Below are 22,015 nucleotides of genomic sequence, written 5' to 3' on the forward strand. Positions count from 1 at the left end.
TGTGAAGTGCGTGCAAGGACGGATAACAGGAGGGATCCCTCCGGGGAGGGCGTGGCGCCCGTTGGCATAGCGCGTCATTGTGGACATCTTACCGGGGCTTGTGTCACCTACGCCAATGGCACCATCGATGTATAAATCAGGCGTAGGAAGTGCGGCTCGATGGTTTTGTCACGGCTTCTAATCATGGCTCAAATTCCGTATGCATTCCCACGCAGGAGCGTGGGAACGAGTAATCGCCAATGGCACCACCGATGTTAAAGTACGCGTAGGTCGGTATAAGCGCCTTCTCGATCGCGCAAGCTTGGGGGGATTTCCGCCGCGCGCCCGTTGCACGGCGCCATCGGACATTAAGGTCAAATTTGGCGCCGGTGTTAAAATTGGCGCCGATCGTGACAGGCGCCCAGGCGGCATAGTGCATTGTTGTTGACATTGCACCGGGGCTTGTGTCACCTACACCAATGGAATCATCGAAATTAAATATGACCACCGATATATAAATCAGGCGTAGGTCGGACAAGCGCCGGAGCGATGTGAATCATGAACACCCAAGTCAAAGCGCGCCTCCGACATCAAGGTCAAATTTGGCATCCGCGTTAAAATTGGCCCCGATCGTGACAGGCGCCCGTTGGCAATGTGCCCATATCCAACAATGTCCCGGGGCTTGTGTCACCTACGCCAATGGCACCATCGGCGTTAATTATTGACGCCTTGTGTCATCGTCGCCAATGGCACCATCGACGTATAGTTTGTGGTGCCGACAATCAATCCGCCCCGAATAAATCGCGGGTGTAGACTTTACTTTCTACATCACGGATCTCGTCTACCATGCGGTTGGCGACAATCACGTCGGCGCGTTGTTTGAAGGTATCCAAGTCTTTGATCACGTCTGAGTTAAAAAAGGTGTCTTCTTCAAGCACGGGCTCGTACACCACCACTTCAATGCCTTTGGCTTTAATCCGCTTCATGATCCCTTGGATGGCTGAGGCGCGGAAGTTGTCTGAGCCGGATTTCATCACCAAACGGTATACACCGACCACCTCCGGTTTTTTGGCAATAATCGCATTGGCAATAAAGTCTTTGCGGGTGGTGTTGGCATCAACGATGGCTTGAATGATGTTATTGGGCACATCTTGGTAATTGGCCAATAGTTGACGGGTGTCTTTTGGCAGGCAGTAACCACCGTAGCCAAACGAGGGGTTGTTGTAGTGATCGCCAATGCGCGGGTCTAGCCCTACCCCTTCAATGATCTGGCGCGCGTCTAAACCGTGGGATTCGGCGTAGCTGTCCAGCTCGTTAAAATACGCGACCCGCATCGCCAAGTAGGTGTTGGAGAACAGCTTTACCGCTTCAGCTTCGGTGGAGTGGGTAAACAAGACCGAGATACCCGATTTGACCGCACCTTGTTGCAACAACGTGGCGAACTGGCGCGCGCGCTCGGATTGCTCACCAACAATGATCCGTGATGGATATAAGTTATCGTAAAGCGCTTTGCCTTCGCGCAAAAATTCGGGTGAGAAGAGAATGTTTTCGCAACGCATTTGTTGCTTAATATGCTCGGTATAGCCCACTGGTACCGTCGATTTGATCACCATCACCGCATCGGGGTTAATCGCCATCACATCTTTAATCACCGCCTCGACCGAGCTGGTATTAAAGTAGTTGGTTTCGGGATCGTAGTCGGTGGGGGTGGCAATCACCACAAAGTCAGCGTCTTGGTACGCCTGTTCTTTATCCATGGTGGCGGTAAAGTTCAGTGGTTTTTCCACTAAAAATTGCTCTATTTCGGCATCGACAATCGGTGATTGCTGGTTGTTAAGCAAGTTGACCTTTTCTTCCACTATGTCGAGTGCGACCACTTCGTTATGTTGCGCCAGTAGCATGGCGTTCGACAGGCCGACGTAACCTGTTCCAGCAACGGCAATTTTCATTGGTTTTCCTTAAGTAATGTCTGGAAAAATGGTATCACGTGGGGGGGGGTTGGGGGAAGGTCCTAGGACCTAGGATCCTAGGCCCTAGGACCTGCTTTACTCGCTTAACTTAATCTCGCTTGAAGGCGAAGCGGACTAATACAATGGCAACGCCGAGCATGCCGCCGAGTAAGGTGCCTAATACCGCAATTAACGCGCGTTTGGGTTTGTCGCGGTTAAGGGGCGTGGCTGGGTTTTCTAGCACACTATAGGGTTGTACTTCCACATCACTGCGCTCAATCGTACTTAATGTATCAAGCTTGGCCATTAGCGGGCTTAGCTGTGGCTCAAGCACACTTGGATCCTTGAGGCTTTTTAATACATTGAGTTTCGCTTCGATCGCGCTGGCACCCATTTGGATGGGGAAGAGATCTTGCTCGCCCAGTGATTGCAAGGGGGCATTCACATTCGCCGCTTTGGCAATGGTAAGCGCGTGCTGGGTGCGTTCAATTTCTTGTTTAAGCGCTGTTTGTGCCTGAGCGACCAAGCTTTTACGTTTCTGATCAAGCGCTTGTGTCTCAATGCTCACTACAGCATCTAAATCTTGATTTAAGCGAGTATGCAAGGTGTGCTTGATAAAGGCCAAATAATCCGTCAGCAGAGTATAGCTGCCCTCAGGGGTGGTTGATTGCACTGATAGCACTACGGAGCCAGTTTCTTTTTGCTTTTCTGCGCTAAATTTTTCTAGCCAAGTTTGGTAAAAATGTCTACCAGCACGATCTTGCTCTTCCATCGTTGCATCTTCAGCATCGAAACTCGCTTTGATACGCTGGAATTCTTCGTTTTGCACAAAAAACGCCAATTTGCTTTCGGTGGCATTAAACAGATTGATAAACCGTGTGAATATCTGTTCGCGATCACTTAAGGCAGTCAATTGCTCGTTTTGGCTGCGGCCATTTTCACCTTCATAAGAAAAAATAGGCTGATATTGGTTTACCTGCTGCTGGAACGCTGCCACATTGGTGACATTGGGCGTGCCTATTTCAGCTTTGCTCGACCACCACTCTTGTGCCATGAGCGCATGAGCGACCGCCGCTAACGCAAAAACTACAGTGCAAGCAATAATGGTGAACTTACCCTGCCACAAGGCCGCAAAGAGCTCTCTGAGGTCAATTTCATCATCCTGTGGCTGTTGAAAATATGGCGGCGCCACATATTGAGGCTGTACGGGTTGCTGTTTATCGCTCACGATGCATTCCTGTCGTGTATATGTTTGTATCGAATTTTTCTGCCCACCAAGCTCAAGGCACTTGGGCAGCCAACAATAAGGCGCGTATCATAGCGCGTGCCAAGCTTTTAAAAAAGTCTCAGACCTTATTTTCGCCTACTTTGCTGCCGGTCGCGCTATTGTAATGAGTGTTTGCTCAACCTTTGATCACGCAGGCATGGAGTTGTCTGTCGTTTCGGGCAGCAACTGAGCCAATTATAGGAGCCAACCGCCATGTGGCTGTCTATGAAAATCGTCACCGTCATGTCACTTTTCTTTATGAATAGAATATTACTCATAAATACTCTAACCTCATTTTTAATGAGTAATATTTTACTCTCAAGTTGCAAAAAACGTTCTTTACGAGTAGTATTTTACACATGAGTAAGTGGAGGGATGGTCAATGGAAGCGCTCACCGTGCAAGCGTTTATCAAAGGGGAGTGGACAGATGTTGGTACAATATCTTTCCCTAAAAGCCACCAACATAACTTTCGAGTGACGGAGCTCCATTACCTCAGTGACTATGCATTGGCGCATCATAATCAAGATGATTATCATGCCGTTTCAATCAACCACCCTGTTTCATTCTTTTTTGATGATATGGGCAAGCCCGGATGGTTACGGTTTCTCGACGATATTATGCCGAGCGGCGCTAGCCGACGGTATTGGGTTAAATACTTGGATATTGAAGACCTTAGCGTCGATGAACAAAATTATATTTTGCTCAAATTTGGTACCATGTCGCCAATTGGCAATCTAAGGATAAAAGACTCCCTGCCTGAGCGCTACGACGTAGCAGATAATCTTTACTTCTCTGTTGATGATGTCAAAAATAGAGCGGGTGATTTCCTCGACTATGCGCAGCAAAGAGGCGCAGCCGCAGGTGGGGCAACGGGCGCTGGCGGTGAGGCCCCCAAACTTGTCCTACGTTGTGGTTTCGATCATCACGCGGGGTGCGAAAAAATATGGATCGACCCATACCAAGATGAAAACCACAACTACGACGCCCATTACTTGGTCAAGTACCCTAGAGGATCGCGAAGCCCTATCGACTGCAACATTCTAAGGGCGGAGTTTCACTATTATCATGAGCTAACTGAAATGGGTGTCGAAACGATCTCCATCGACGGTATGCGCTTGGAGGAAGGTTTAAGCTACCCTTCTTTATGGCTCCCTCGGTTTGATGTTCAAGTTAATCACCAGCAAATAGAAAGGTTGGGCATGGAATCTGTCTATTCTATGTTGAACAAAGGCGCTGGCGTCACCCTTGATCACGAAACCACTATCCGAACGCTCATCAGGAAAATTACTAACAGCTATACGGTTCAAGACCAAGGGTATATGTTTAACTCTCAAGAATTTGTGATTGAGTGGGTGAAAAGAGATCTGCTCAATATTTTGTTCGGCAATAGTGACAACCACGGCAGAAACACGTCATTCTTAAAAGCTGATGGCGTCATCAAACTAGCGCCTGTTTATGACTTCGCACCGATGAAAGCGGATCCTGAAGGTATTCCAAGGACCACAAAGTGGAAAGCGCCGCTTGAGGTTGGCGGAACGTATGACTTTGTCGCTATCGCGGACACTCTCTCTGATCTGGTACCGAAGGACGTTTTATTAAAAGAGTTAAAGGTGACGGCAAGCAAATGCATTGGTCTTAAACAGCGGCTAGCGTTGCGGGGCGTTCCCGAACAAATCTTGGAGATGCCAGCGATTGGATTTAATCATCTGCCACAAAAGCTCGCCAACTGGGGGCTTTTATGAATAAGCTAAGTCATAAAGAGTCAGTACAAGATGTGGTCGCTCGTCTGAGGGCAAACCGAAACCAACAACAGAGCACAAAAGAAGGAGAGGCCGCTCATTCGAGCAACGACCAACCACAATGTAACTCGCCAACGCGAACGAAAGCCTCAAAAAACACCATGGCTGTAAGTGCCGCAGAGCGCAAAACCGAAGCGAATAAAATCATCAAACGCCTATTGTTTGGTGAGTTAACCCAAGGCCAAGCGTTAAAAAACTTGCGTGTAACTATTCTGGGGCTTAAGCAGGATGTGTTCGCAAAACTTGTTGGCGTCTCAAGAAAAACACTCTCCGATATCGAGAATGATCGGGGCAGTTACAATACGGAGGTTCTCAATAAGGTATTCAAACCATTTGGTTTACAGGTTGGCCTGCTCCCCTCTTCTCCTGATACGTTAAGAGCGCTACTTACGGAGCATGATAGGGATTGATAGGTGCCGTACCACAACGCATTAGACGCTGCACATAGCAAAAAACCGCCACGAGGGCGGTTTTTTAAATGATGGCGGTGAGAGAGGGATTCGAACCCTCGATACGTTGCCGTATACACGCTTTCCAGGCGTGCTCCTTCAGCCACTCGGACACCTCACCATATTGTATGCTACGCGAGCTTTTTATCGGGTGGACTTGACCTACCCGCTGTCGCGTTAACGGGGCGTACTATAGAGAGTTGCTGCTTTGCGGTCAAGCTGTTGGTGATGGCTTTAGGTTTAAATGGCTATTCCATCACCAAAAGCATCATTATGTCTGGAAAAACTGAGTTACCCCCCCCCCGATTCAGTCGCCAACGTGTTGAGCAACAGTGTACGAGCGATGGAAGCACGCGAGTGCGAAAGCTGTTAAACTCGTGGCATTGATCAAAATACAAATAAGAGTGTTATGACGTTAGCAGACTTTCTCACCCAGCATGCCGATAGCGAGCAGCTACTTAACGAAATGCAAACTCGTGGTGTCGTCACCGCGATGGCGGCCGCGCCTCATGTTATTAGCCCTAGCGAGTGGCTCCCTGTGATGTGGGGGGGCGAAGAACAAGCGCCATTTGAGAACCATGAGCAGTTTGAGCAGTACGCCAATTTGATTGTGGATATTTGGAATGAACAGCGTCAGCAGTTGTTGGAGAAAACCTGGCAATGGCCGGAAGGCTGTTTGCTGGATGACGCTGAGATTGTCAACCAAGCGACCCGCGATTTCGCCGAAGGATTGTTGCAAGGCTGGAGCCTGACCCGTGATGACTGGGAAACGCTGATGCCAGAAAACACCGATGGTAATGCCCTACTTGGTGGCGTGGTGCTGTCTATTAGCTTGCTTTACGACCCAGAAACCGCGCTTTCCACCATGGAAGCGCAAGGCGCGGAAGAGCTGGCACAGTTTGAGGAAATCTTTAACGCCATGCCTACCATGTTGTGTGGTTTAACCCTCCACGGCGCGGCGTTGGCGGAAGATGCGGAATAACCAGACAGAGGTGTCATTGACGACAATGACACCAGCCCCAGCACGGTATTGAATAGGTGCAAATATACCAACGGACGCCAGTTGCACTGCGCCATGCAATGGGCGCCTGTCACGATCGTTGTCAAATTTAACCATGATGTCGGAGGCGCGCAGGCTAGACCAAGGCTCAAGTTAACATAGTGCTGGCGCTTGTCCGACCTACGCCTAGTTTATATATCGATGATTCCATTGGTGTAGGTGACACAAGCCCCGGTAAGATGTCGATATGATGCATTGAGCCAACGGGCGCCTGTCACGATCGTTGTCAAATTTGACCATGATGTCGGAGGCGCGCAGGCTAGACCAAGGCTCAAGTTAACATAGTGCTGGCGCTTGTCCGACCTACGCCTGGTTTATATATCGGTGATTCCATTGGCGTAGGTGACACAAGCCCCGGCACGGTGTTGGATATGTGCACATTGTCAACGGGCGCCTGTCACGATGATTGCCAAATTTGGCCGCCAATGTCGGAGGCGCGCTTCGGCTTGGGTATTCATGATTGGCACCGCTCCGGCGCTTGTCCGACCTACGCCTGGTTTATATATCGATGATCCCATTGGCGACGATGACACACGTCTCGGTACAACAAACATCTTCAATTGTGTTTCGCGGCTGAATTCTAATTTATTGTAATGAAACTTGATTCCTCTCTTGGCTTCGCATCATCTGAGGGTATGTGAAGTTGGCAAAAGAGAGCCTGGAATGCGGTACCTAAGGAACTATGCATGTGGGGGGACGTATTTTTTTACGGTGAACCTGCGTGACAGAGAGATGCAGCTGCTTACGGAGTACATTACGTTATTACGCTCAGCGGTGCCAACAGTCAACGCGTCTCATCCTTTTTATATCGATGCTTGGGTCGTTTTACCTGATCATTTACATACTATTTGGACACTTCCCAACAATGACTCAGATTATTCGACCAGGTGGCGCAAGATAAAGAAGCTGTTTACCAAAAGTGTGTCCCGAATAGATAAGCGATTTGTTACGGCAAAAGGGAGAATATGGCAAGATCGATTTTGGGAGCATACGATCAGGGATGAGAGAGATTTTAAGCATCATTTTGATTATGTGCATTTCAACCCGGTTAAACACGGTTGGGTTGAACAAGTGTCTGATTGGCCGTATTCCTCATTTCATCGTGAGGTTAAAAGAGGGATTTATCATCCGTCGTGGAATTTGTATTAACAGATTAAACGATTACCCGTGCATACCGATCGTTTAAGCGACGGTGACACAAGCCCCGGTAAGATGTCGATATGATGCATTGAGCCAACGGGTGCCTGTCACGATGATTGCCAAATTTGGCCGCCAATGTCGGAGGCGCGCTTCGGCTTGGGTATACACAATTCACATCGCACCGGCGCTTGTCCGACCTACGCCTGGTTCATATATCGATGATCCCATTGGTGTAGGTGACACAAGCCCTTACGCGATGTTGGATATGGGCTCATTGCCAACGGGCACCTGTCACCATCAGTACTAAGTTTAACCGCCAATGTCGGAGGCGCGCTTCGGCTTGGGTATTCATGATTAACACCGCCCCAGCGCTTGTCCGACCTACGCCTGGTTTATATATCGATGATCCCATTGGCGTAGGTGACACAAGCCCCAGTAAGATGTCGATATGATGCATTGAGCCAACGGGCGCCTGTCACGATCAGTGCCAAATTTAACATCGGTGCCAAATTTGGCTTTGATGTCGGATGGCGCGCGGCGAAAATCTCACCAAGCTTGCGCGATCGAGAAGGCGCTTATGCCGACCTACGCGAAGTTTATGTTTCAGTGGTGCCATTGGCGCTTGTCCGACCTACGGGTGTTACCCCTTCATTTCAGAGGCAAAGTTGAGCATGCGGTTGAGCGGGATTAGCGCTTTTTCACGCACCTTGTCGTCAACGTGGATCTCATGCTCTTCACCACCGACTTCAAGTGCGCTCTCTATCGCTTTGAGGCCGTTCATCGCCATCCATGGGCAATGAGCGCAGCTTCGACAGGTCGCGCCCGCGCCGGCGGTTGGGGCTTCGACAAGTTCTTTTTCCGGCACCATTTGCTGCATCTTATAAAAAATGCCTTTATCCGTGGCCACAATCAGCTTTTCGTTCGGCAGCGTTTGTGCTGCTTTAATCAGCTGGCTGGTTGAGCCGACGGCATCAGCCATTTTTACCACACTGGCAGGCGATTCTGGGTGAACGAGAATCGCGGCATCAGGATAAAGATGCTTCATTTTTTCCAGTGCTTGAGCTGAAAATTCATCATGCACTACGCATTCACCCTGCCATAGCAGCATATCCGCGCCGGTTTCTTTCTCAATATAGGCACCAAGATGGCGGTCTGGCCCCCAGATAATTGGCTTATCTTGGCTGTCTAGGTGCTCGACAATTTCTAACGCAATGCTCGACGTCACCACCCAGTCGGCACGCGCTTTGACGGCGGCTGAGGTGTTGGCGTATACCACCACGGTATGATCCGGATGGGCATCACAAAACGCGGTAAATTCGTCCGCTGGGCAGCCTAAGTCTAACGAGCACTCCGCGTTTAGTGTCGGCATTAGCACGGTTTTTTCTGGGGTGAGAATTTTGGCGGTTTCCCCCATAAAGCGTACACCAGCGACAATCAAGGTACTTGCTGAGTGTTGGTTGCCAAAGCGAGCCATTTCCAACGAATCAGCGACACACCCGCCGGTTTCTTCGGCAAGGGCTTGGATCTCTGGATCCGTGTAATAGTGAGCAACAAGTACCGCGTCTTTTTCTTCTAACAATTGTTTGATGCGCGCAACGTGTTGTTTTTTCTCAGTGTCAGTCAATGCCACAGGTTTCGGCGGAAAGGGGTAGACCCTTTGCGACGTTTCAATCACTTGGCTCATGGGATTACTCATGCTTACTTCCAGTCCGGGTAGTATAACGTGAGTGGGGGGAGAAACAATATGAAGAGGGAGGCTAGGCCCTAGGAACCTAGGACCTTATTGCCTACATCGCATTTTTGGCTTGTTTGGCGCTGGTTGAGTCTGGGTAGGTATCAATCACTTGTTGAAAGTATTGATTGGCTTGGTCGCCGTTACCTTGTTTTTGTGCAATCAGACCCAGTTTCAGCAAGGCATCAGGGCGTTTATTGGAGTCTTCAAACTCACTCACTGCCGTGAATTCTTGGCTAGCTTGTTCAAACTTACGTTTGGAGAAATAAAGCTGGCCGAGCCAATAGTGGGCATTAGCGGTGTATACCGATTCTGGGTATGTTGAAAGGAACGCTTTGAATGCCTTGGTTGCGCCTTGGTAATCTTTCTCTTTTAAGATCAGGTTGACTGCGGCTTCATAGGCTGCATTCTCGGTTTGATCGGCGGTGAAGTTAACCGCTGGCTTATCTTCTGGCGCTTTCTCTGGCTCTGCGGGGGCCGATTGCTTGGCTGTTCTTAGGGTGTCGATTTCTCGATATAGGTCACGTTGACGTTCAACCATTTGTTGAATGTCATAGCTGTTACGCTCAACGTTACCGCGTAAATTGCTCAGCTCTTGCGCCATTTGGTCAAGCTGGCGCTGCATATCCAGCTGCATTTGGTTACGTGCTTGGAGCATGCGCTCTAAGCGATCGACGGCGGTGCCGCCCGCCCCTACTTCTGTCACCGGAGCAGGTGTGGCAGCCACGGGGGCTGCCACACTCACCAGTAACGCCAGCGCGAGGGTTCGCACAGAGTTACTGTTCATTGTCATATCCTTTATCCATTACCAAAAGGCTGGATTAGTATACCAATACCGCACGACGGTTTTTGGCGTAAGCTTCTTCGCTTTGGCCAAGCACCAACGGTTTTTCTTCACCGTAGCTCACGATAGAGATCTGGCTCGCCGGTACGCCCAGCGCTTGTAGGTACTTAGAAACCGCTTCGGCACGACGCTCGCCCAGTGCGATGTTGTACTCAGGGGTACCGCGCTCGTCAGCGTGACCTTCTACGACCACTTCCATCGCTGGGTTAGCACGCAGGTAAGTGGCGTGGGCATCCAGCATATCTTCGTATTGTGGCAGTACTGATGAGTCGTCAAAGTTGAAGTAAACGGTTTGCGACTGACGCAGTTCTTGGTTACGAATTTGTTGCTCTGTCATTGAGCCTTGGCCGTCAACAGGAGAAACAACCGTGGTGCCGTTTTGGTTGGTTGATTGGCCAGAACCACTGCCTGTTGAGCTATCGTGTGAGCTACACGCAGCCAGAGTAAACATCGGCAGTGCCACCGCCAGACCTTTCAGTACTTTATTGATTTGCATTCTATTTTCCTTTTCTAGAAAGTTAGCGCACGTTGTTTAAAATTAAAAAACTACAGGTAAGGTGACCAGGCTGGTGCACGCACGCGCCCGTTGGTTGCCGGTAACCGCGCTTTAAAGCGGCCGTCTACAGAGACGAGTGACAACACATTCTTACGTCCATATACCGAGCTGTAAATCACCATGCTGCCATTTGGCGCAATGCTTGGCGACTCATCCAACAAGGTTTTGGTTAGGATTTGCACCGCCCCGCTGTTTAAGTCTTGCTTTGCAATGTTATAGCCAGACGATGATTGATTTACCATTATCAAGTGACGGCCATCCGGTGTCAGTTGCCCACCCATGTTCTGATTGCCTTGCCACGTGATCCGTCGGCTAGTTCCGTCGTCTAAATTTACGCGATAAATCTGTGGTTTGCCACCCCGGTCAGAGGTATAGATGAGCGAGTTACCATCAGGATCCCAAAATGGCTCGGTGCTATTGGCACGGCCGTGGGTAATTTGCGTCAGTTTTTTGCTGTTCAAATCGAAGGTATACACCTGCAAGCTACCGGTTTTGGAGAGTACCAAGGCTAACTTGCTGCCATCAGGAGAAAACTGTGGCGATCCATTGTGACGAGGGTATGACGCAATTTTCTCGCGCTGGCCGGTGTAAATGTTCATGATAAAGATTTCTGCCTGACCATTTTCGAAGCTGACATAGGCGAGCTGTCGACCATCCGGTGACCAAGACGGCGACATCAATGGCTGTTTGGAACGCAGGATCAAGCGCTCGTTATAGCCGTCATAATCTGACAAACGCAGCTGATAGGGGTAGTCGTTTTCTTTATCAATCACCACATAAGCGATACGAGTTAAGAACGCGCCTTTTTCGCCAGTGAGCTGCTCATAGACAATATTGGAAATGCGATGCGCATAGCGGCGCAAGTCGCTCTCTTTGACCGTGGCGCGGTTATTCACGAGTAAGTGATCATCGGTTTGTACCAACTCGCCATCAGCGCCTAGGCCTTTGCTGTCTCCGCCGGTGAGCTGGCCTCGAACGATATCAATCAACTGATAATCAATTTGATAGCGACCGTCCGAAGTCGGAGTAATGGTGCCTGTGACCAACGCATCCACTCCCAGCGAGGTCCAAGCGTTGTAATCTACATCCGCATCACTATATGGGGTTTGCGGCATGTCACTGACCGCCAGCGGGTTGAACTTACCACTGCGGCGTAAATCGGAGCCGACCACGCCGGAAATATCTTCCGGCAATTCGCCTTGTCCATTCCATTGAAACGGGATCACGCCAATCGGGCGCGCGGTATTCACCCCTTCGGTGATCACCAATTTCAGCGCGGCATGTGCCGGTTGAGTCAGTATCGACAGACAGGCTAAAAGCATCACAACCGCGGCGATACGCCATGTTCGCAAACGATCCTGACTCTTGCTTGTCACACTGCTTGTGCCACCGCAGGGGCTCACTTCCATCATGTTTGGTATCCTGTCGTTTAGTTAGGTCTAACGGTCAACTCAATATCACGTAGTTTGGCAATAATGTCGCCATCTTCCGGCATTGGAAACTGAGACACAGAGGCCACCGCGGTTTTTGTCGCGCGACACAGCCGCGTATTGCCTGCCTTTTCTTCCACATTAAGCAACAGGCCGGTCGGTGACAAGCGCATATTTACCACACACTCTTGCCCACTTAAGCCATCATCGACGATGAGTCGTTGCTGGATCATCTGTGTAAAAATGGCGCCGTACCGCGCCACTTCATCTTGAATAAATTGCCCGCGCGCGGTTTGCCGTTGGCTGGCTTCCGACTCGAGGCCCGAGAACAAATCGTTCAGCGCCGCCTCTTGCTCTTGTTGTCGTCGCTTCGCCTCTTGCGCTTTGCGCTCCGCTTCTTGGCGCGCTTGTTCGGCTTTACGTGCCTCTTCTTCTGCTTTTTTACGCTCGGCAAGCTTGCGCTGTCGCTCGGCTTCGGCTTTTTTCGCTTCTTCCTCGGCTTTACGTTGCGCGGCGAGCTTTTCTTGCCGTGCTTTTTCCGCTTTCTCCGCCGCGAGTTCCGCTTTGCGCTTCTCTTCTAATTTACGCTGACGTTCGCGTTCGGCCTGTTCGGCTTTTTGCTTGGCAATTCGCGCTTGCTCTTCCGCTTTGGCCTTTTGCTCGGCAACTCGCTTTTGCTCTTCACGTGCTTGGCGCTCGGCTTCTAGCTTTTGTCGCTTCACTTCACGAAGGCGCTGCTCTTCTTGCTCACGTTGTTGCTCAAGGCGTTTCGCTTGCTGCTCTAACCGTTTGAGTCGCTCCGCTTCTTCGCGTTTAGCCTGATCGCGTTGCTCGCGAATTTTCTTCGCCTGCGTATTCACTACCGCCGGATCAATGACAGTGGCATCAATCGCGCGACCCGCTTTAGGGGTTGGTGTTGAGTCAGAGCTAAAGTCTGCGCCCCACAACAGCACAATGACTAATACCACATGCAACACGGCAGATATTGCCAGCGCGGGCATCAGCGAGTCTTTGCCTGATTTTTTATGGGTTGGTTTATCGCTTGGCTCGTTCATCATCCTCACCTACGACTCGTACGGCTCGGTCATTAACCCCACTGACGACACGCCAGCTTGGTTTAATGCATCAAGCGTCAGGATGATTTCTGAATAAGGCACCCGGCCATCGCCGCCCACCAGCACAGGGGACTTAGGATTGAGCTGCAGCTCAGCTTTGACGCGTACTAGAATTTCTTCCAAGCTCAAACCGCGGGTCATATCGCCATTATTGACACTGAGCCCTAATTGCCCGTCTTTATCCACTTCCACAATGATAAAGGCGCCGCTGTCTTCCTCTTCTGCCAGCTCTGCGGCGGTTTTCGCTTGTGCCGTTTGTGGCAGATCGACATCCACTCCCTGGGTCACAAATGGGGCGGTCACCATAAAGATAATCAGCAGTACCAGCATCACATCAATGTAGGGGACGACATTGATTTCCGCCGTCATCTTGCGCCGTTTAGGTTGATACGCCATGGATCACTCCTGGGTTGCCGCAAACGCTTGACGATGAAGAATGCTCGAGAACTCTTCCATAAAGTTCATGTAGTTGTGCTCAAGTTTACCCACTTTAGATGTCAGGCGGTTGTACGCCATCACCGCTGGGATCGCCGCGAACAGACCCATCGCGGTTGCCACCAAGGCTTCAGCAATCCCGGGGGCCACCATCGCCAGCGTGGCCTGTTTTACCGCGCCCAGAGCGATAAAGGCATGCATGATCCCCCACACAGTACCAAACAAGCCAATATATGGGCTGATCGACCCGACGGTAGCCAAGAATGGCAGGTGGGTTTCCAGCTCTTCCACCTGTTTTGATAGCGACACACGCATCGCCCGCGACGTGCCTTCCATTACCGCTTCAGGCACTTTGTCGTTGCTACGGTGCAATCGCGCGAATTCTTTAAAGCCRGCGTAAAAAATCTTCTCGCTGCCGGTCAAATTGTCTTTGCGCGCTTGCACTTCTTGGAATAGTTGAGAGAGATCGATCCCAGACCAAAATCTGTCTTCAAACCGTTCCGCTTTGTTAAAGGCTTGCTTCATCACCTTGGAGCGCTTGATGATCATTGCCCATGACACCACTGACATACCCAGTAATATCAGCATCACTACCTTGACAAGCAAGCTTGCTTGCAAAAACAGGTCGAGAATGGAAAGTTCAGCGGTCACGTCATCATCTCCGATTTAATCTGTGTTGGAATCGATTTGGGTTTCATGGTTGTTGGGTCGACACAGGCTATCTTAACCGTCGCCGCACACAATGCTTTTTGATCAGAATTCACCAAGCTTTGACAAAAGGTCATGCTGGCGCGCCCCATGGCTGACACTGTGGTGACAACCTCCAGTGCATCATCAAGCCGTGCACCGCGGTGAAAATCAATGTCCATATGGCGTACAACAAAGGCCGTGTGCTCGGCAAAGAGCGCTTGTTGATTGACACCGATCTCACGCAACAGTTCAGTGCGAGCACGCTCAAAGTAGTTGAGATAGTTAGCGTGATAAACCACCCCACCAGCGTCCGTGTCTTCATAATACACTCGAATGGGCCAGCGAAACGGCGTTGATTCTGTCATGTCTCTACCCATGATCGGTTTACAATAGGCAATTACTATACCTAAGTTGTGGATGTATAGAAATGCCGAGACAGCGCGGCTGGCGCATTGGTCGCCCATCAAGCGGTCGAGAAGTGATGTGCAGCAAAAAACACACAATTACTGACACGCGAGTGATGAAAAAATCACCACTCGGGTGCCTTTGTCATTCGTTTGTCACTTTGCGCTTGCTCACCGAGCGTTTGGCTCAACTAGCGCAGCCACATCAAGGCGAGCAAAAGAAGGGAAACGCCCCACCCGAATGGCGGCCAAGTGAGCCATCGACTCCATTTACCTTGCGCGGTAAAACCGACGGCATGAATCACCCCCACACAGGTGGCGTACAGCAGCCCCACCCCCATCGGAAACGTGACACCGCCCATGCGCTGGGCAAAGGCGTCTGGCGCCCACATCACTTGGCCACCCCAGCACAGGGCACTGGCCAGTGAGAGCAGACGCCAAAGGCCAGAAAAATGCTGGCCTAAGGGAGCAGGTTGGCGCTCACTCATTGTCGTGATCCATCGCTTCGGTGTGCTCCAACCATAAGGCATTGATAATGCCAAAGGCGCATGCCAGCAGCACACCAAGAATCCACGTGAAATACCACATATGCAAGCTCCTTAATCAGTACAGTGAATGGGTGTTGTCTTCAATATATTGCGCGTCTAAGCGACCAAACATTTTAATATAGCACCACAGGGTGTAAGCCAAGATAATCGGCACAAACACCGCCGCGACGATGGTCATGATCGACAAGGTTAGCTCGCTTGAGGTGGCATCCCACATGGTCAAGCTGTGACCCGGGAAAGTGCTCGATGGCATCACAAAGGGGAACATCGCGATACCCGCGGTCAAAATCACCCCCGCTACGGCTAAACTCGAGAACAAGAAAGCCCAGCCGCCACGCTCAAGACGCGACGCCAGCAGTGCCAACAAGGGCATCACCGCGCCGACCAGCGGTGCTAACCAGAGGATTGGCATCGCTTGATAGTTACGCATCCAAGCGCCACTTTGCACTGCGACCTCTTTCGCCAGTGGGTTAGAAGCGGCTTGGTTCGCCGCCTCACTGACCACTACAAAGCCGTCCATATTTTGTACCCAGAAGCCTGCCGCCACAAAGAGTACGGTGGTCAATAATGCACACAGTTGCGCGACATTACGGGCGCGTACATGCAGCGCATCGGTGGTTTTTAGTTGCAACCAGGTTGCTCCTTGTAACACCACCATAAACAGGCTCACCAACCCGCATACCAGGGCGAAGGGATTAAGCAGTGCAAAAAAGCCACCTGTGTAGGTTGGGATCAAGAGATCGCTAAGCTGGAACGGCACCCCTTGTAAGAGGTTACCAAAGGCGACCCCAAAAATGACCGGTGGTACAAAGCCCCCCAGCACCAGGCCCCAGTCCCATGCAGTACGCCAGCGTGGGTCATCGATTTTTGAGCGATAGTCAAAGCCCATGGGACGGAAAAACAGCGCTGCGAGCGTGATCACCATCGCGATATAAAACCCAGAAAAGGAAACCGCATACACCAACGGCCAAGCGGCGAATAATGCCCCGCCTGCAGTCACCAACCAAACCTGATTGCCTTCCCAGTGAGGGGCAACAGCATTAATCATCACCCGACGTTCACTGTCAGTTTTACCGATAAGGGTAAGCAAGGCGCCCACCCCCATGTCAAAGCCATCAGTGACGGTAAAGCCGATCAGTAACACACCGATCAGTACCCACCAGATCAGGCGTAACATTTCATAATCAAACATGCTCTCTCTCCTTATGCTTCAATCTGGCGGCTGAAATCCGCTTCTGGATTGCCTTTTTGTTCAAAGTGGTAGCGGCCGGTTTTAAGGCTGCTAGGCCCAAGGCGGGCAAACTTGAACATCAGATAAAGCTCAGCGACGAGGAAAACGGTGTAGAGCGAGCAAATCGCCACCATCGAGAAAATAATATCGCCAGCGGCCAGGTTCGACGCGGCCACGTGTACAGGAAGGATTTCCCCCACCGCCCAAGGCTGACGGCCATACTCGGCAACAAACCAACCGGCTTCGCACGCGATCCATGGCAGCGGGATACCGATCAGCGCAAGCTTCAGTAGCCAGGGCTTTTCATCGATACGCTGACGGCAGGTTTGCCAGAACGCCATGCCAAAAATGAACAGCATCGCAAAGCCGCACGCTACCATGACCCTAAAGCTCCAGAACAAAGGCGCTACTTGCGGGATAGAGTCTTGCGCGGCTTGCTGAATTTGCCCTTCGGTCGCATCCACCACCTTATCGGTGTACGGCTTAAGAAGCAGGCCGTAACCAAGATCGTTTTTCACTTCATTGAACGCAGCTTTGGTTTCCGGTGATTTCTCGCCGGCACGCAGTTTTTCCAATAATGCGTATGCCTGCATACCATTGCGGATACGGGTTTCGTGCTCAGCAATCAAATCGGTTAAGCCGGTTACTTCTTTATCCAGTGAGCGCGTGGCAATGATCCCCATCGCATAAGGGATTTTGATCGCATAATCGGTCTGCATGGTCTCTTGATTCGGCAAGCCCACCACGGTAAACGCCGCTGGCGCTTCTTCGGTGTGCCACTCGGCCTCAATTGCTGCCAGTTTGACCTTTTGTACATCACCCAGCTCGTAACCGGACTCATCACCCAGCACAATCACGGATAAAATGGCCGCCATACCAAACGAGGCCGCGATCGCAAACGAACGGCGGGCAAAGGCGATATCACGGCCTTTGAGCAGGTAGTAAGCACTGATACCAAGGATGAACATCGCCCCTGTGGTATAGCCAGCGGCAACGGTGTGAACAAACTTCACCTGCGCCACGGGGTTGAAGACCACATCGGCAAAGCTCACCATCTCCATGCGCATGGTTTCAAAGTTAAACTCTGAGCCCACAGGGTTTTGCATCCAGCCGTTGGCGACCAAAATCCATAGCGCAGAAAAATTAGAGCCTAACGCCACCAGCCAAGTGGTGACCAAGTGTTGACGCTTACTAAGACGATCCCAACCAAAGAAGAACAGGCCCACAAAAGTGGATTCAAGGAAGAAGGCCATCAGCCCTTCAATGGCAAGCGGGGCGCCAAAAATGTCCCCTACATAGTGGGAATAGTAGGCCCAGTTGGTTCCGAACTGGAACTCCATGGTGAGGCCGGTTGCTACACCGAGCGCAAAGTTAATCCCAAAGAGTTTGCCCCAAAACTTGGTCATGTCTTTATAGATTTGCTTATCGGTCATCACGTATAACGATTCCATGATGGCCAGCAAAAATGCCATGCCTAACGTTAAGGGAACAAACAGGAAGTGATACATCGCGGTCAGCGCAAACTGCAGCCGCGATAAATCGACGATATCGGTAATCATGGTCACTCCTTTACACCGCTTTCGGTGCCGATACTGGCGTATCGCTCGTTTTACTTTCTCACCCTGCACGGCAGTCAAAACAGCTGGCTGGCGCGGGGAAAGCTACACACTTCTTAATTGACTGCTTGCATGTTACACAGTTGAAACACCAAGGTTATTCTATAGTTAAATTTTATCTAATTAAGGTATAACTAATATTATAGGCGCAACAATTGGGTGTTAATCGTGTTTTGCTCGGTTTGTCGACCAGGCGACAAAAACAGCAAGACGAACCAACCGAGAGACAAAACTGTGATTAACCACGAAGAAACTAGGCGAGATGGCGGCATTAACGGAAGCCATCTCTCATTGCCTTGTCACCGGCAACCGCCAGCAGATGGGGTTACGATAAGGGCTCACGTGCTACATAACCTTAATCTAGATCAAAAAACCCCATTGGTTGTCGGCCAATGGGGCAGTTTTAGCAAAAAACGTCTTGATCTTGATTAAGGTTTGCGAGGATTTTCAGCGCAGTCTATCGGATTAGGTTTTCGGCAAATCAAAGCCAAAATGCAGATACGCACGCTGGCTGGCAATCCGACCACGTGGTGTGCGTTGCAGGTAGCCCTGTTGAATCAAATAAGGCTCAATCACATCTTCGATGGTGTCTTTTTCTTCACCAATCGCCGCCGCCAAGTTATCGAGCCCCACCGGCCCGCCATCAAACTTCTCAATAATGGCATTGAGTAGCTTGCGATCCATGTAGTCAAACCCTTGGCTGTCAACATCAAGCATATCAAGCGCGCGCTGAGCAATGTCCGCACTGATGTCGCCCGTGCCTTTTACTTCAGCATAATCACGCACACGACGGAGTAAGCGGTTAGCAATGCGTGGCGTACCACGAGAACGACGCGCCACTTCCATCGCCCCTTCCTCATCGGTTGATAACGCCAAGCAATGTGCGCTGCGTTTCACGATACCGGTTAGATCCCCCACGCTGTAATACTCTAAGCGCTGGGTAATGCCAAAGCGGTCACGCAAGGGCGATGTCAGCGAGCCGGCGCGGGTGGTGGCACCAATCAGGGTAAACGGCGGTAAATCGATTTTGATTGAGCGCGCGGCAGGCCCTTCACCAATCATGATATCCAGCTGATAGTCTTCCATCGCGGGGTACAAGACTTCTTCTACCACTGGGCTTAAGCGATGGATTTCATCAATAAACAGCACATCATGAGGCTCAAGGTTGGTGAGCAAGGCGGCCAGATCGCCGGCTTTTTCTAATACAGGGCCTGACGTGGTGCGAATATTGACGTCCATTTCATTGGCAACAATATTGGCCAAGGTGGTTTTACCCAGACCTGGCGGGCCAAAAATCAATAGATGATCGAGCGCTTCTTGGCGTTTGCGCGCGGCATGGATAAAGATTTCCATCTGATCACGGACGTGATTTTGGCCTTGGTAGTCTTCCAATAACTTAGGACGAATCGCGCGGTCGATCACCTCTTCTTCCCGATCAGGGGTGGTTTGCGCCGAGATTAAACGATCAGCTTCTATCATGGGTTACACCATTGAGCGCAGCGCGTGACGAATGACGTCTTCGCTGCTCATGTCATCAGTTGCAATTTGTTTAACCACTTTCTCCGCCTGCGCCGCTTTATAACCCAGTGCGACTAAGGCGCTCACCGCCTCATCAGCTGCAGACGATATGGTGGTTGGCGCGGCACGTAACGCCGCGCCTTCAGCCGTCGCGGCATCCGTGTGCGGGGTAAAGAGATCGAACGCTTCCCAGTTTTTAAGCCGGTCACGCATTTCAATCACCAAACGTTCCGCGGTCTTCTTGCCCACACCGGGGATTTTCACCAGGGTCGAGACATCATTGTGCTCGACACTGTCGACAAAGTGGTTAGCCGTCATCCCCGATAAAATCGCTAACCCCAGTTTAGGCCCCACACCATTGGCCTTGATCACTTCCCGAAACAGCGCCCGCTCACGTTTACCGCTAAAACCATAGAGAAGCTGCGCACCTTCACGCACCACAAAATGGGTATACACGGTGGCGGTTTCGCCCACTTCCGGCAATTGATACAAGCAGTTCATCGGCATACTGACCTCGTAACCGACGCCATTGACATCAATGAGAATCTCAGGAGGTTGCTTTTCTATCAGGGTTCCCTGTAATCGGCCTATCACAATCACATCTCTGTTTGTTACTTTGCCCCAAGGATAAAGAATAACTGGATCTATATCCAGTCGGATTGACGACGGGCGGAATACGGAAAAGCATATCGTGCCTGTCCCTGTAGAAAAAGTGCCTAGTTCCTGCTCTTCCCGTATTCTGTAAGCGAAGCGCTCTGTATTCAAAAATCCTAAATATCGCGTAGGTCGGACAAGCGCCAGTGCGATGTTAATCCTGAATACCCAAGCCGACGCGCGCCTCCGACATCGGGGTTAAATTTGGCATCGAACGTGACAGGCGCCCGTTGGCAATTTACACATACCCAACACTATGCCTGGGGCTTGTGTCACCTACACCAATGGCAACATCGATGTATAACTAGGCGTAGAAAGTGCGGCTCGATGGTTTTGTCACGCCCTCTGATCATGGCTCAAATTCTGTCTGCATTCCCACGCAGGAGCGTGGGAACGAGTAATCGTAGCCGATGACACCACCGATATATAAATCAGGCGTAGGTCGGATAAGCGCCCTCTCGATCGCACAAGCTTGCTGTGATTTCCGCCGCGCGCCATCCGACATCGTGGCCAAAATTGGCGCAGACCGTGACAGGAGCCCGTTGGCAATGTGTACCTATCCATCATGGTGCTGGGGCTTGTGTCGCCCCTCACCCTACTCAGATAAACTCGCTTTTTTACGCTTTTCCAAATCGGCAAAAAAGGTGTTTGGAAAAGGAGTCGGAGAAGATTCGCCTTTACCATCAAAGAGAACGACCACATCTGTCTGATTTTTAGGTGAACGAACGACCCATCCGTTTGGGTCTGCTCCCTGTTTAGGCGTACAGTCATCGTACATATCAACGCACGATTTTGAGTAGAAGACCCGTACTCTAGGGCCATCAACAATCACCTCCATCGAACCATAGTCACGGTCGAAATTTTGGTAATAATTATCCATTGTTTTCATTTTGGCTTCGGCATTATCTGGAATGGGTGCAGATATGCGGTGATAGGAGATTAGACCGCTACTCGGCTCTGGGTTACCTTTTGCCCACTCACCTTCGATGTAAGCGGGGGCATCTATTTTTCCTCCGCCTGAGTGGGCCCCAGGATAACCACTGACAGAACCCATAGCGAAGTTTGCTCGGCCTCCTGATAGTGTTGTAATCGTCATTTTGGACACGATATGCCGACCGGTAGTACTGCCATTAGTAAAGCCAGCCTCAACGGTGTAAGGTTCGGGCTTGCAACCTAAAACAGTCACTGATAAGAGCAGTGATAAAAATGCTTTCCACTTAGTCATTACCGAATATCTGGCGTTTCGAAAATGCATCCTTGAGTGCACTCAAAGCCCCCAGAAAAAAATGGAAAACACGATTAAACTGGTAAAAGTTATATTGCCAAGATAAACAATTGATTTATACCATGTGTTCCATGTTCCAAAAATATCTAGGATGCTTTTTTTCCAGTTATTCACTTCTGACTCTGGAATGCGCCAAGCATATTTTAGCATTGCTTTTCCAAACCAATAAAATGGGAAGCAGCTTGCAGCAATCCAAGATAAGTTACTTTCCATCATCATCCTAGATCTTGTAGAAAATGATTTCGGAGCAGATAGAGAAATTTTCAGTATTAACTCATACTTATTTTTTTTCAATTTCATGGAGAGGTATAC

Annotated in this window: 22 protein-coding genes and 1 tRNA gene; 4 read left to right on the forward strand and 19 right to left on the reverse strand. The window is 50.5% G+C overall.

Going from position 1 to position 22,015, the window contains the following annotated elements; genetic code table 11:
* Positions 1–761 precede the first annotated feature (761 nt).
* Together BZG73_RS15045 and BZG73_RS15050 are read right to left on the reverse strand one after the other, a co-directional pair.
* Positions 762–1,928 (reverse strand): nucleotide sugar dehydrogenase, encoded by a 1,167-nt coding sequence (locus tag BZG73_RS15045; protein WP_077668735.1) that lies wholly within the window; start codon positions 1,926–1,928, stop codon positions 762–764.
* Between the two features lie 109 nt (positions 1,929–2,037).
* Positions 2,038–3,156: an LPS O-antigen chain length determinant protein WzzB gene (locus tag BZG73_RS15050; RefSeq protein WP_108743203.1), complete on the reverse strand. Its 1,119-nt coding sequence runs from the start codon at positions 3,154–3,156 to the stop codon at positions 2,038–2,040.
* Between the two features lie 421 nt (positions 3,157–3,577).
* Between BZG73_RS15050 and BZG73_RS15055 the strand changes: the two genes are divergently transcribed.
* Positions 3,578–4,939 carry a type II toxin-antitoxin system HipA family toxin gene (locus BZG73_RS15055; RefSeq protein ID WP_077668737.1) on the forward strand — a complete coding sequence of 454 codons (1,362 nt, stop codon included), beginning with the start codon at positions 3,578–3,580 and terminating at the stop codon, positions 4,937–4,939.
* Complete coding sequence (locus tag BZG73_RS15060) at positions 4,936–5,406, forward strand: helix-turn-helix transcriptional regulator (RefSeq protein WP_077668738.1); 471 nt, start codon at positions 4,936–4,938, stop codon at positions 5,404–5,406. The genes BZG73_RS15055 and BZG73_RS15060 overlap by 4 nt, the downstream gene beginning before the upstream one ends.
* A 72-nt stretch (positions 5,407–5,478) precedes the next feature.
* Here the strand turns inward: BZG73_RS15060 and BZG73_RS15065 are convergent.
* Positions 5,479–5,566, reverse strand: a tRNA-Ser gene (locus tag BZG73_RS15065).
* Between the two features lie 288 nt (positions 5,567–5,854).
* On the opposite strand from BZG73_RS15065, the gene BZG73_RS15070 reads away from it, so the two are divergent.
* Both BZG73_RS15070 and BZG73_RS15075 read left to right on the forward strand, forming a co-directional pair.
* Positions 5,855–6,427, forward strand: a complete 573-nt coding sequence (locus BZG73_RS15070) for a UPF0149 family protein (RefSeq protein WP_077668739.1) — start codon at positions 5,855–5,857, stop codon at positions 6,425–6,427.
* A gap of 741 nt (positions 6,428–7,168) precedes the next feature.
* Entirely contained in the window at positions 7,169–7,654 is a 486-nt protein-coding gene (locus BZG73_RS15075) for an REP-associated tyrosine transposase (RefSeq protein WP_077668740.1), read from the forward strand.
* Between the two features lie 631 nt (positions 7,655–8,285).
* Here BZG73_RS15075 and nadA read toward each other — a convergent pair.
* From nadA to BZG73_RS15155, 16 genes are all read right to left on the reverse strand, one after another.
* Positions 8,286–9,329 (reverse strand): quinolinate synthase NadA, encoded by a 1,044-nt coding sequence (nadA, locus tag BZG73_RS15080; RefSeq protein ID WP_077668741.1) that lies wholly within the window; start codon positions 9,327–9,329, stop codon positions 8,286–8,288.
* Positions 9,330–9,432: 103 nt separating this feature from the next.
* Positions 9,433–10,164, reverse strand: a complete 732-nt coding sequence (gene ybgF, locus BZG73_RS15085) for a tol-pal system protein YbgF (RefSeq protein WP_077578113.1) — start codon at positions 10,162–10,164, stop codon at positions 9,433–9,435.
* A gap of 34 nt (positions 10,165–10,198) precedes the next feature.
* A complete protein-coding gene (pal, locus tag BZG73_RS15090; RefSeq protein WP_069361240.1) occupies positions 10,199–10,717 on the reverse strand; it encodes a peptidoglycan-associated lipoprotein Pal in 519 nt (172 codons plus the stop codon).
* A 50-nt stretch (positions 10,718–10,767) separates the two neighbouring features.
* Positions 10,768–12,099, reverse strand: coding sequence for a Tol-Pal system beta propeller repeat protein TolB (gene tolB / locus BZG73_RS15095; protein WP_077668749.1), 1,332 nt, complete (start codon positions 12,097–12,099; stop codon positions 10,768–10,770).
* Between the two features lie 107 nt (positions 12,100–12,206).
* A complete protein-coding gene (tolA, locus tag BZG73_RS15100; protein ID WP_407690290.1) occupies positions 12,207–13,262 on the reverse strand; it encodes a cell envelope integrity protein TolA in 1,056 nt (351 codons plus the stop codon).
* A 9-nt stretch (positions 13,263–13,271) separates the two neighbouring features.
* Positions 13,272–13,718: a protein TolR gene (gene tolR / locus BZG73_RS15105; protein WP_046075367.1), complete on the reverse strand. Its 447-nt coding sequence runs from the start codon at positions 13,716–13,718 to the stop codon at positions 13,272–13,274.
* A 3-nt stretch (positions 13,719–13,721) separates the two neighbouring features.
* Positions 13,722–14,408, reverse strand: a complete 687-nt coding sequence (gene tolQ / locus BZG73_RS15110; RefSeq protein WP_077668742.1) for a protein TolQ — start codon at positions 14,406–14,408, stop codon at positions 13,722–13,724.
* Positions 14,405–14,812 carry a tol-pal system-associated acyl-CoA thioesterase gene (ybgC, locus tag BZG73_RS15115; protein ID WP_077600683.1) on the reverse strand — a complete coding sequence of 136 codons (408 nt, stop codon included), beginning with the start codon at positions 14,810–14,812 and terminating at the stop codon, positions 14,405–14,407. The genes tolQ and ybgC overlap by 4 nt, the downstream gene beginning before the upstream one ends.
* 230 nt (positions 14,813–15,042) lie before the next feature.
* Complete coding sequence (locus tag BZG73_RS15120; protein ID WP_077600668.1) at positions 15,043–15,339, reverse strand: cyd operon YbgE family protein; 297 nt, start codon at positions 15,337–15,339, stop codon at positions 15,043–15,045.
* A complete protein-coding gene (cydX, locus tag BZG73_RS15125; RefSeq protein WP_021024361.1) occupies positions 15,332–15,439 on the reverse strand; it encodes a cytochrome bd-I oxidase subunit CydX in 108 nt (35 codons plus the stop codon). The genes BZG73_RS15120 and cydX overlap by 8 nt, the downstream gene beginning before the upstream one ends.
* A gap of 15 nt (positions 15,440–15,454) precedes the next feature.
* The gene (gene cydB / locus BZG73_RS15130; protein ID WP_077668744.1) at positions 15,455–16,591 is read right to left on the reverse strand and encodes a cytochrome d ubiquinol oxidase subunit II; all 1,137 of its coding nucleotides are present in this window, start codon (positions 16,589–16,591) and stop codon (positions 15,455–15,457) included.
* Positions 16,592–16,602: 11 nt separating this feature from the next.
* The gene (cydA, locus tag BZG73_RS15135; protein ID WP_201247916.1) at positions 16,603–18,186 is read right to left on the reverse strand and encodes a cytochrome ubiquinol oxidase subunit I; all 1,584 of its coding nucleotides are present in this window, start codon (positions 18,184–18,186) and stop codon (positions 16,603–16,605) included.
* Between the two features lie 525 nt (positions 18,187–18,711).
* Positions 18,712–19,725: a Holliday junction branch migration DNA helicase RuvB gene (ruvB, locus tag BZG73_RS15140; protein ID WP_046075362.1), complete on the reverse strand. Its 1,014-nt coding sequence runs from the start codon at positions 19,723–19,725 to the stop codon at positions 18,712–18,714.
* 3 nt (positions 19,726–19,728) lie between these two features.
* Positions 19,729–20,358, reverse strand: coding sequence for a Holliday junction branch migration protein RuvA (gene ruvA, locus BZG73_RS15145; protein ID WP_077668751.1), 630 nt, complete (start codon positions 20,356–20,358; stop codon positions 19,729–19,731).
* A 655-nt stretch (positions 20,359–21,013) separates the two neighbouring features.
* Positions 21,014–21,643 carry a hypothetical protein gene (locus tag BZG73_RS15150; protein ID WP_077578110.1) on the reverse strand — a complete coding sequence of 210 codons (630 nt, stop codon included), beginning with the start codon at positions 21,641–21,643 and terminating at the stop codon, positions 21,014–21,016.
* Between the two features lie 42 nt (positions 21,644–21,685).
* Positions 21,686–22,015 (reverse strand): hypothetical protein (locus tag BZG73_RS15155; RefSeq protein WP_235606090.1); only part of this gene is annotated, 330 nt, incomplete at its 5' end.

Source organism: Salinivibrio siamensis, from assembly GCF_001996005.1.
Lineage (GTDB): Bacteria > Pseudomonadota > Gammaproteobacteria > Enterobacterales > Vibrionaceae > Salinivibrio > Salinivibrio siamensis.

Bases quoted from the DNA above. Each gene is read 5' to 3' on its own strand.
- BZG73_RS15075 (WP_077668740.1), top strand. From the start codon at position 7,169: ATGCGGTACCTAAGGAACTATGCATGTGGGGGGACGTATTTTTTTACG.
- ruvB (WP_046075362.1), bottom strand. From the start codon at position 19,725: ATGATAGAAGCTGATCGTTTAATCTCGGCGCAAACCACCCCTGATCGG.
- ybgF (WP_077578113.1), bottom strand. From the start codon at position 10,164: ATGAACAGTAACTCTGTGCGAACCCTCGCGCTGGCGTTACTGGTGAGT.
- ybgC (WP_077600683.1), bottom strand. From the start codon at position 14,812: ATGACAGAATCAACGCCGTTTCGCTGGCCCATTCGAGTGTATTATGAA.
- pal (WP_069361240.1), bottom strand. From the start codon at position 10,717: ATGCAAATCAATAAAGTACTGAAAGGTCTGGCGGTGGCACTGCCGATG.
- BZG73_RS15055 (WP_077668737.1), top strand. From the start codon at position 3,578: ATGGAAGCGCTCACCGTGCAAGCGTTTATCAAAGGGGAGTGGACAGAT.
- nadA (WP_077668741.1), bottom strand. From the start codon at position 9,329: ATGAGCCAAGTGATTGAAACGTCGCAAAGGGTCTACCCCTTTCCGCCG.
- cydB (WP_077668744.1), bottom strand. From the start codon at position 16,591: ATGTTTGATTATGAAATGTTACGCCTGATCTGGTGGGTACTGATCGGT.
- BZG73_RS15045 (WP_077668735.1), bottom strand. From the start codon at position 1,928: ATGAAAATTGCCGTTGCTGGAACAGGTTACGTCGGCCTGTCGAACGCC.
- BZG73_RS15120 (WP_077600668.1), bottom strand. From the start codon at position 15,339: ATGAGTGAGCGCCAACCTGCTCCCTTAGGCCAGCATTTTTCTGGCCTT.
- BZG73_RS15150 (WP_077578110.1), bottom strand. From the start codon at position 21,643: ATGACTAAGTGGAAAGCATTTTTATCACTGCTCTTATCAGTGACTGTT.
- BZG73_RS15060 (WP_077668738.1), top strand. From the start codon at position 4,936: ATGAATAAGCTAAGTCATAAAGAGTCAGTACAAGATGTGGTCGCTCGT.
- BZG73_RS15070 (WP_077668739.1), top strand. From the start codon at position 5,855: ATGACGTTAGCAGACTTTCTCACCCAGCATGCCGATAGCGAGCAGCTA.
- tolA (WP_407690290.1), bottom strand. From the start codon at position 13,262: ATGAACGAGCCAAGCGATAAACCAACCCATAAAAAATCAGGCAAAGAC.
- cydX (WP_021024361.1), bottom strand. From the start codon at position 15,439: ATGTGGTATTTCACGTGGATTCTTGGTGTGCTGCTGGCATGCGCCTTT.
- tolB (WP_077668749.1), bottom strand. From the start codon at position 12,099: ATGCTTTTAGCCTGTCTGTCGATACTGACTCAACCGGCACATGCCGCG.
- tolR (WP_046075367.1), bottom strand. From the start codon at position 13,718: ATGGCGTATCAACCTAAACGGCGCAAGATGACGGCGGAAATCAATGTC.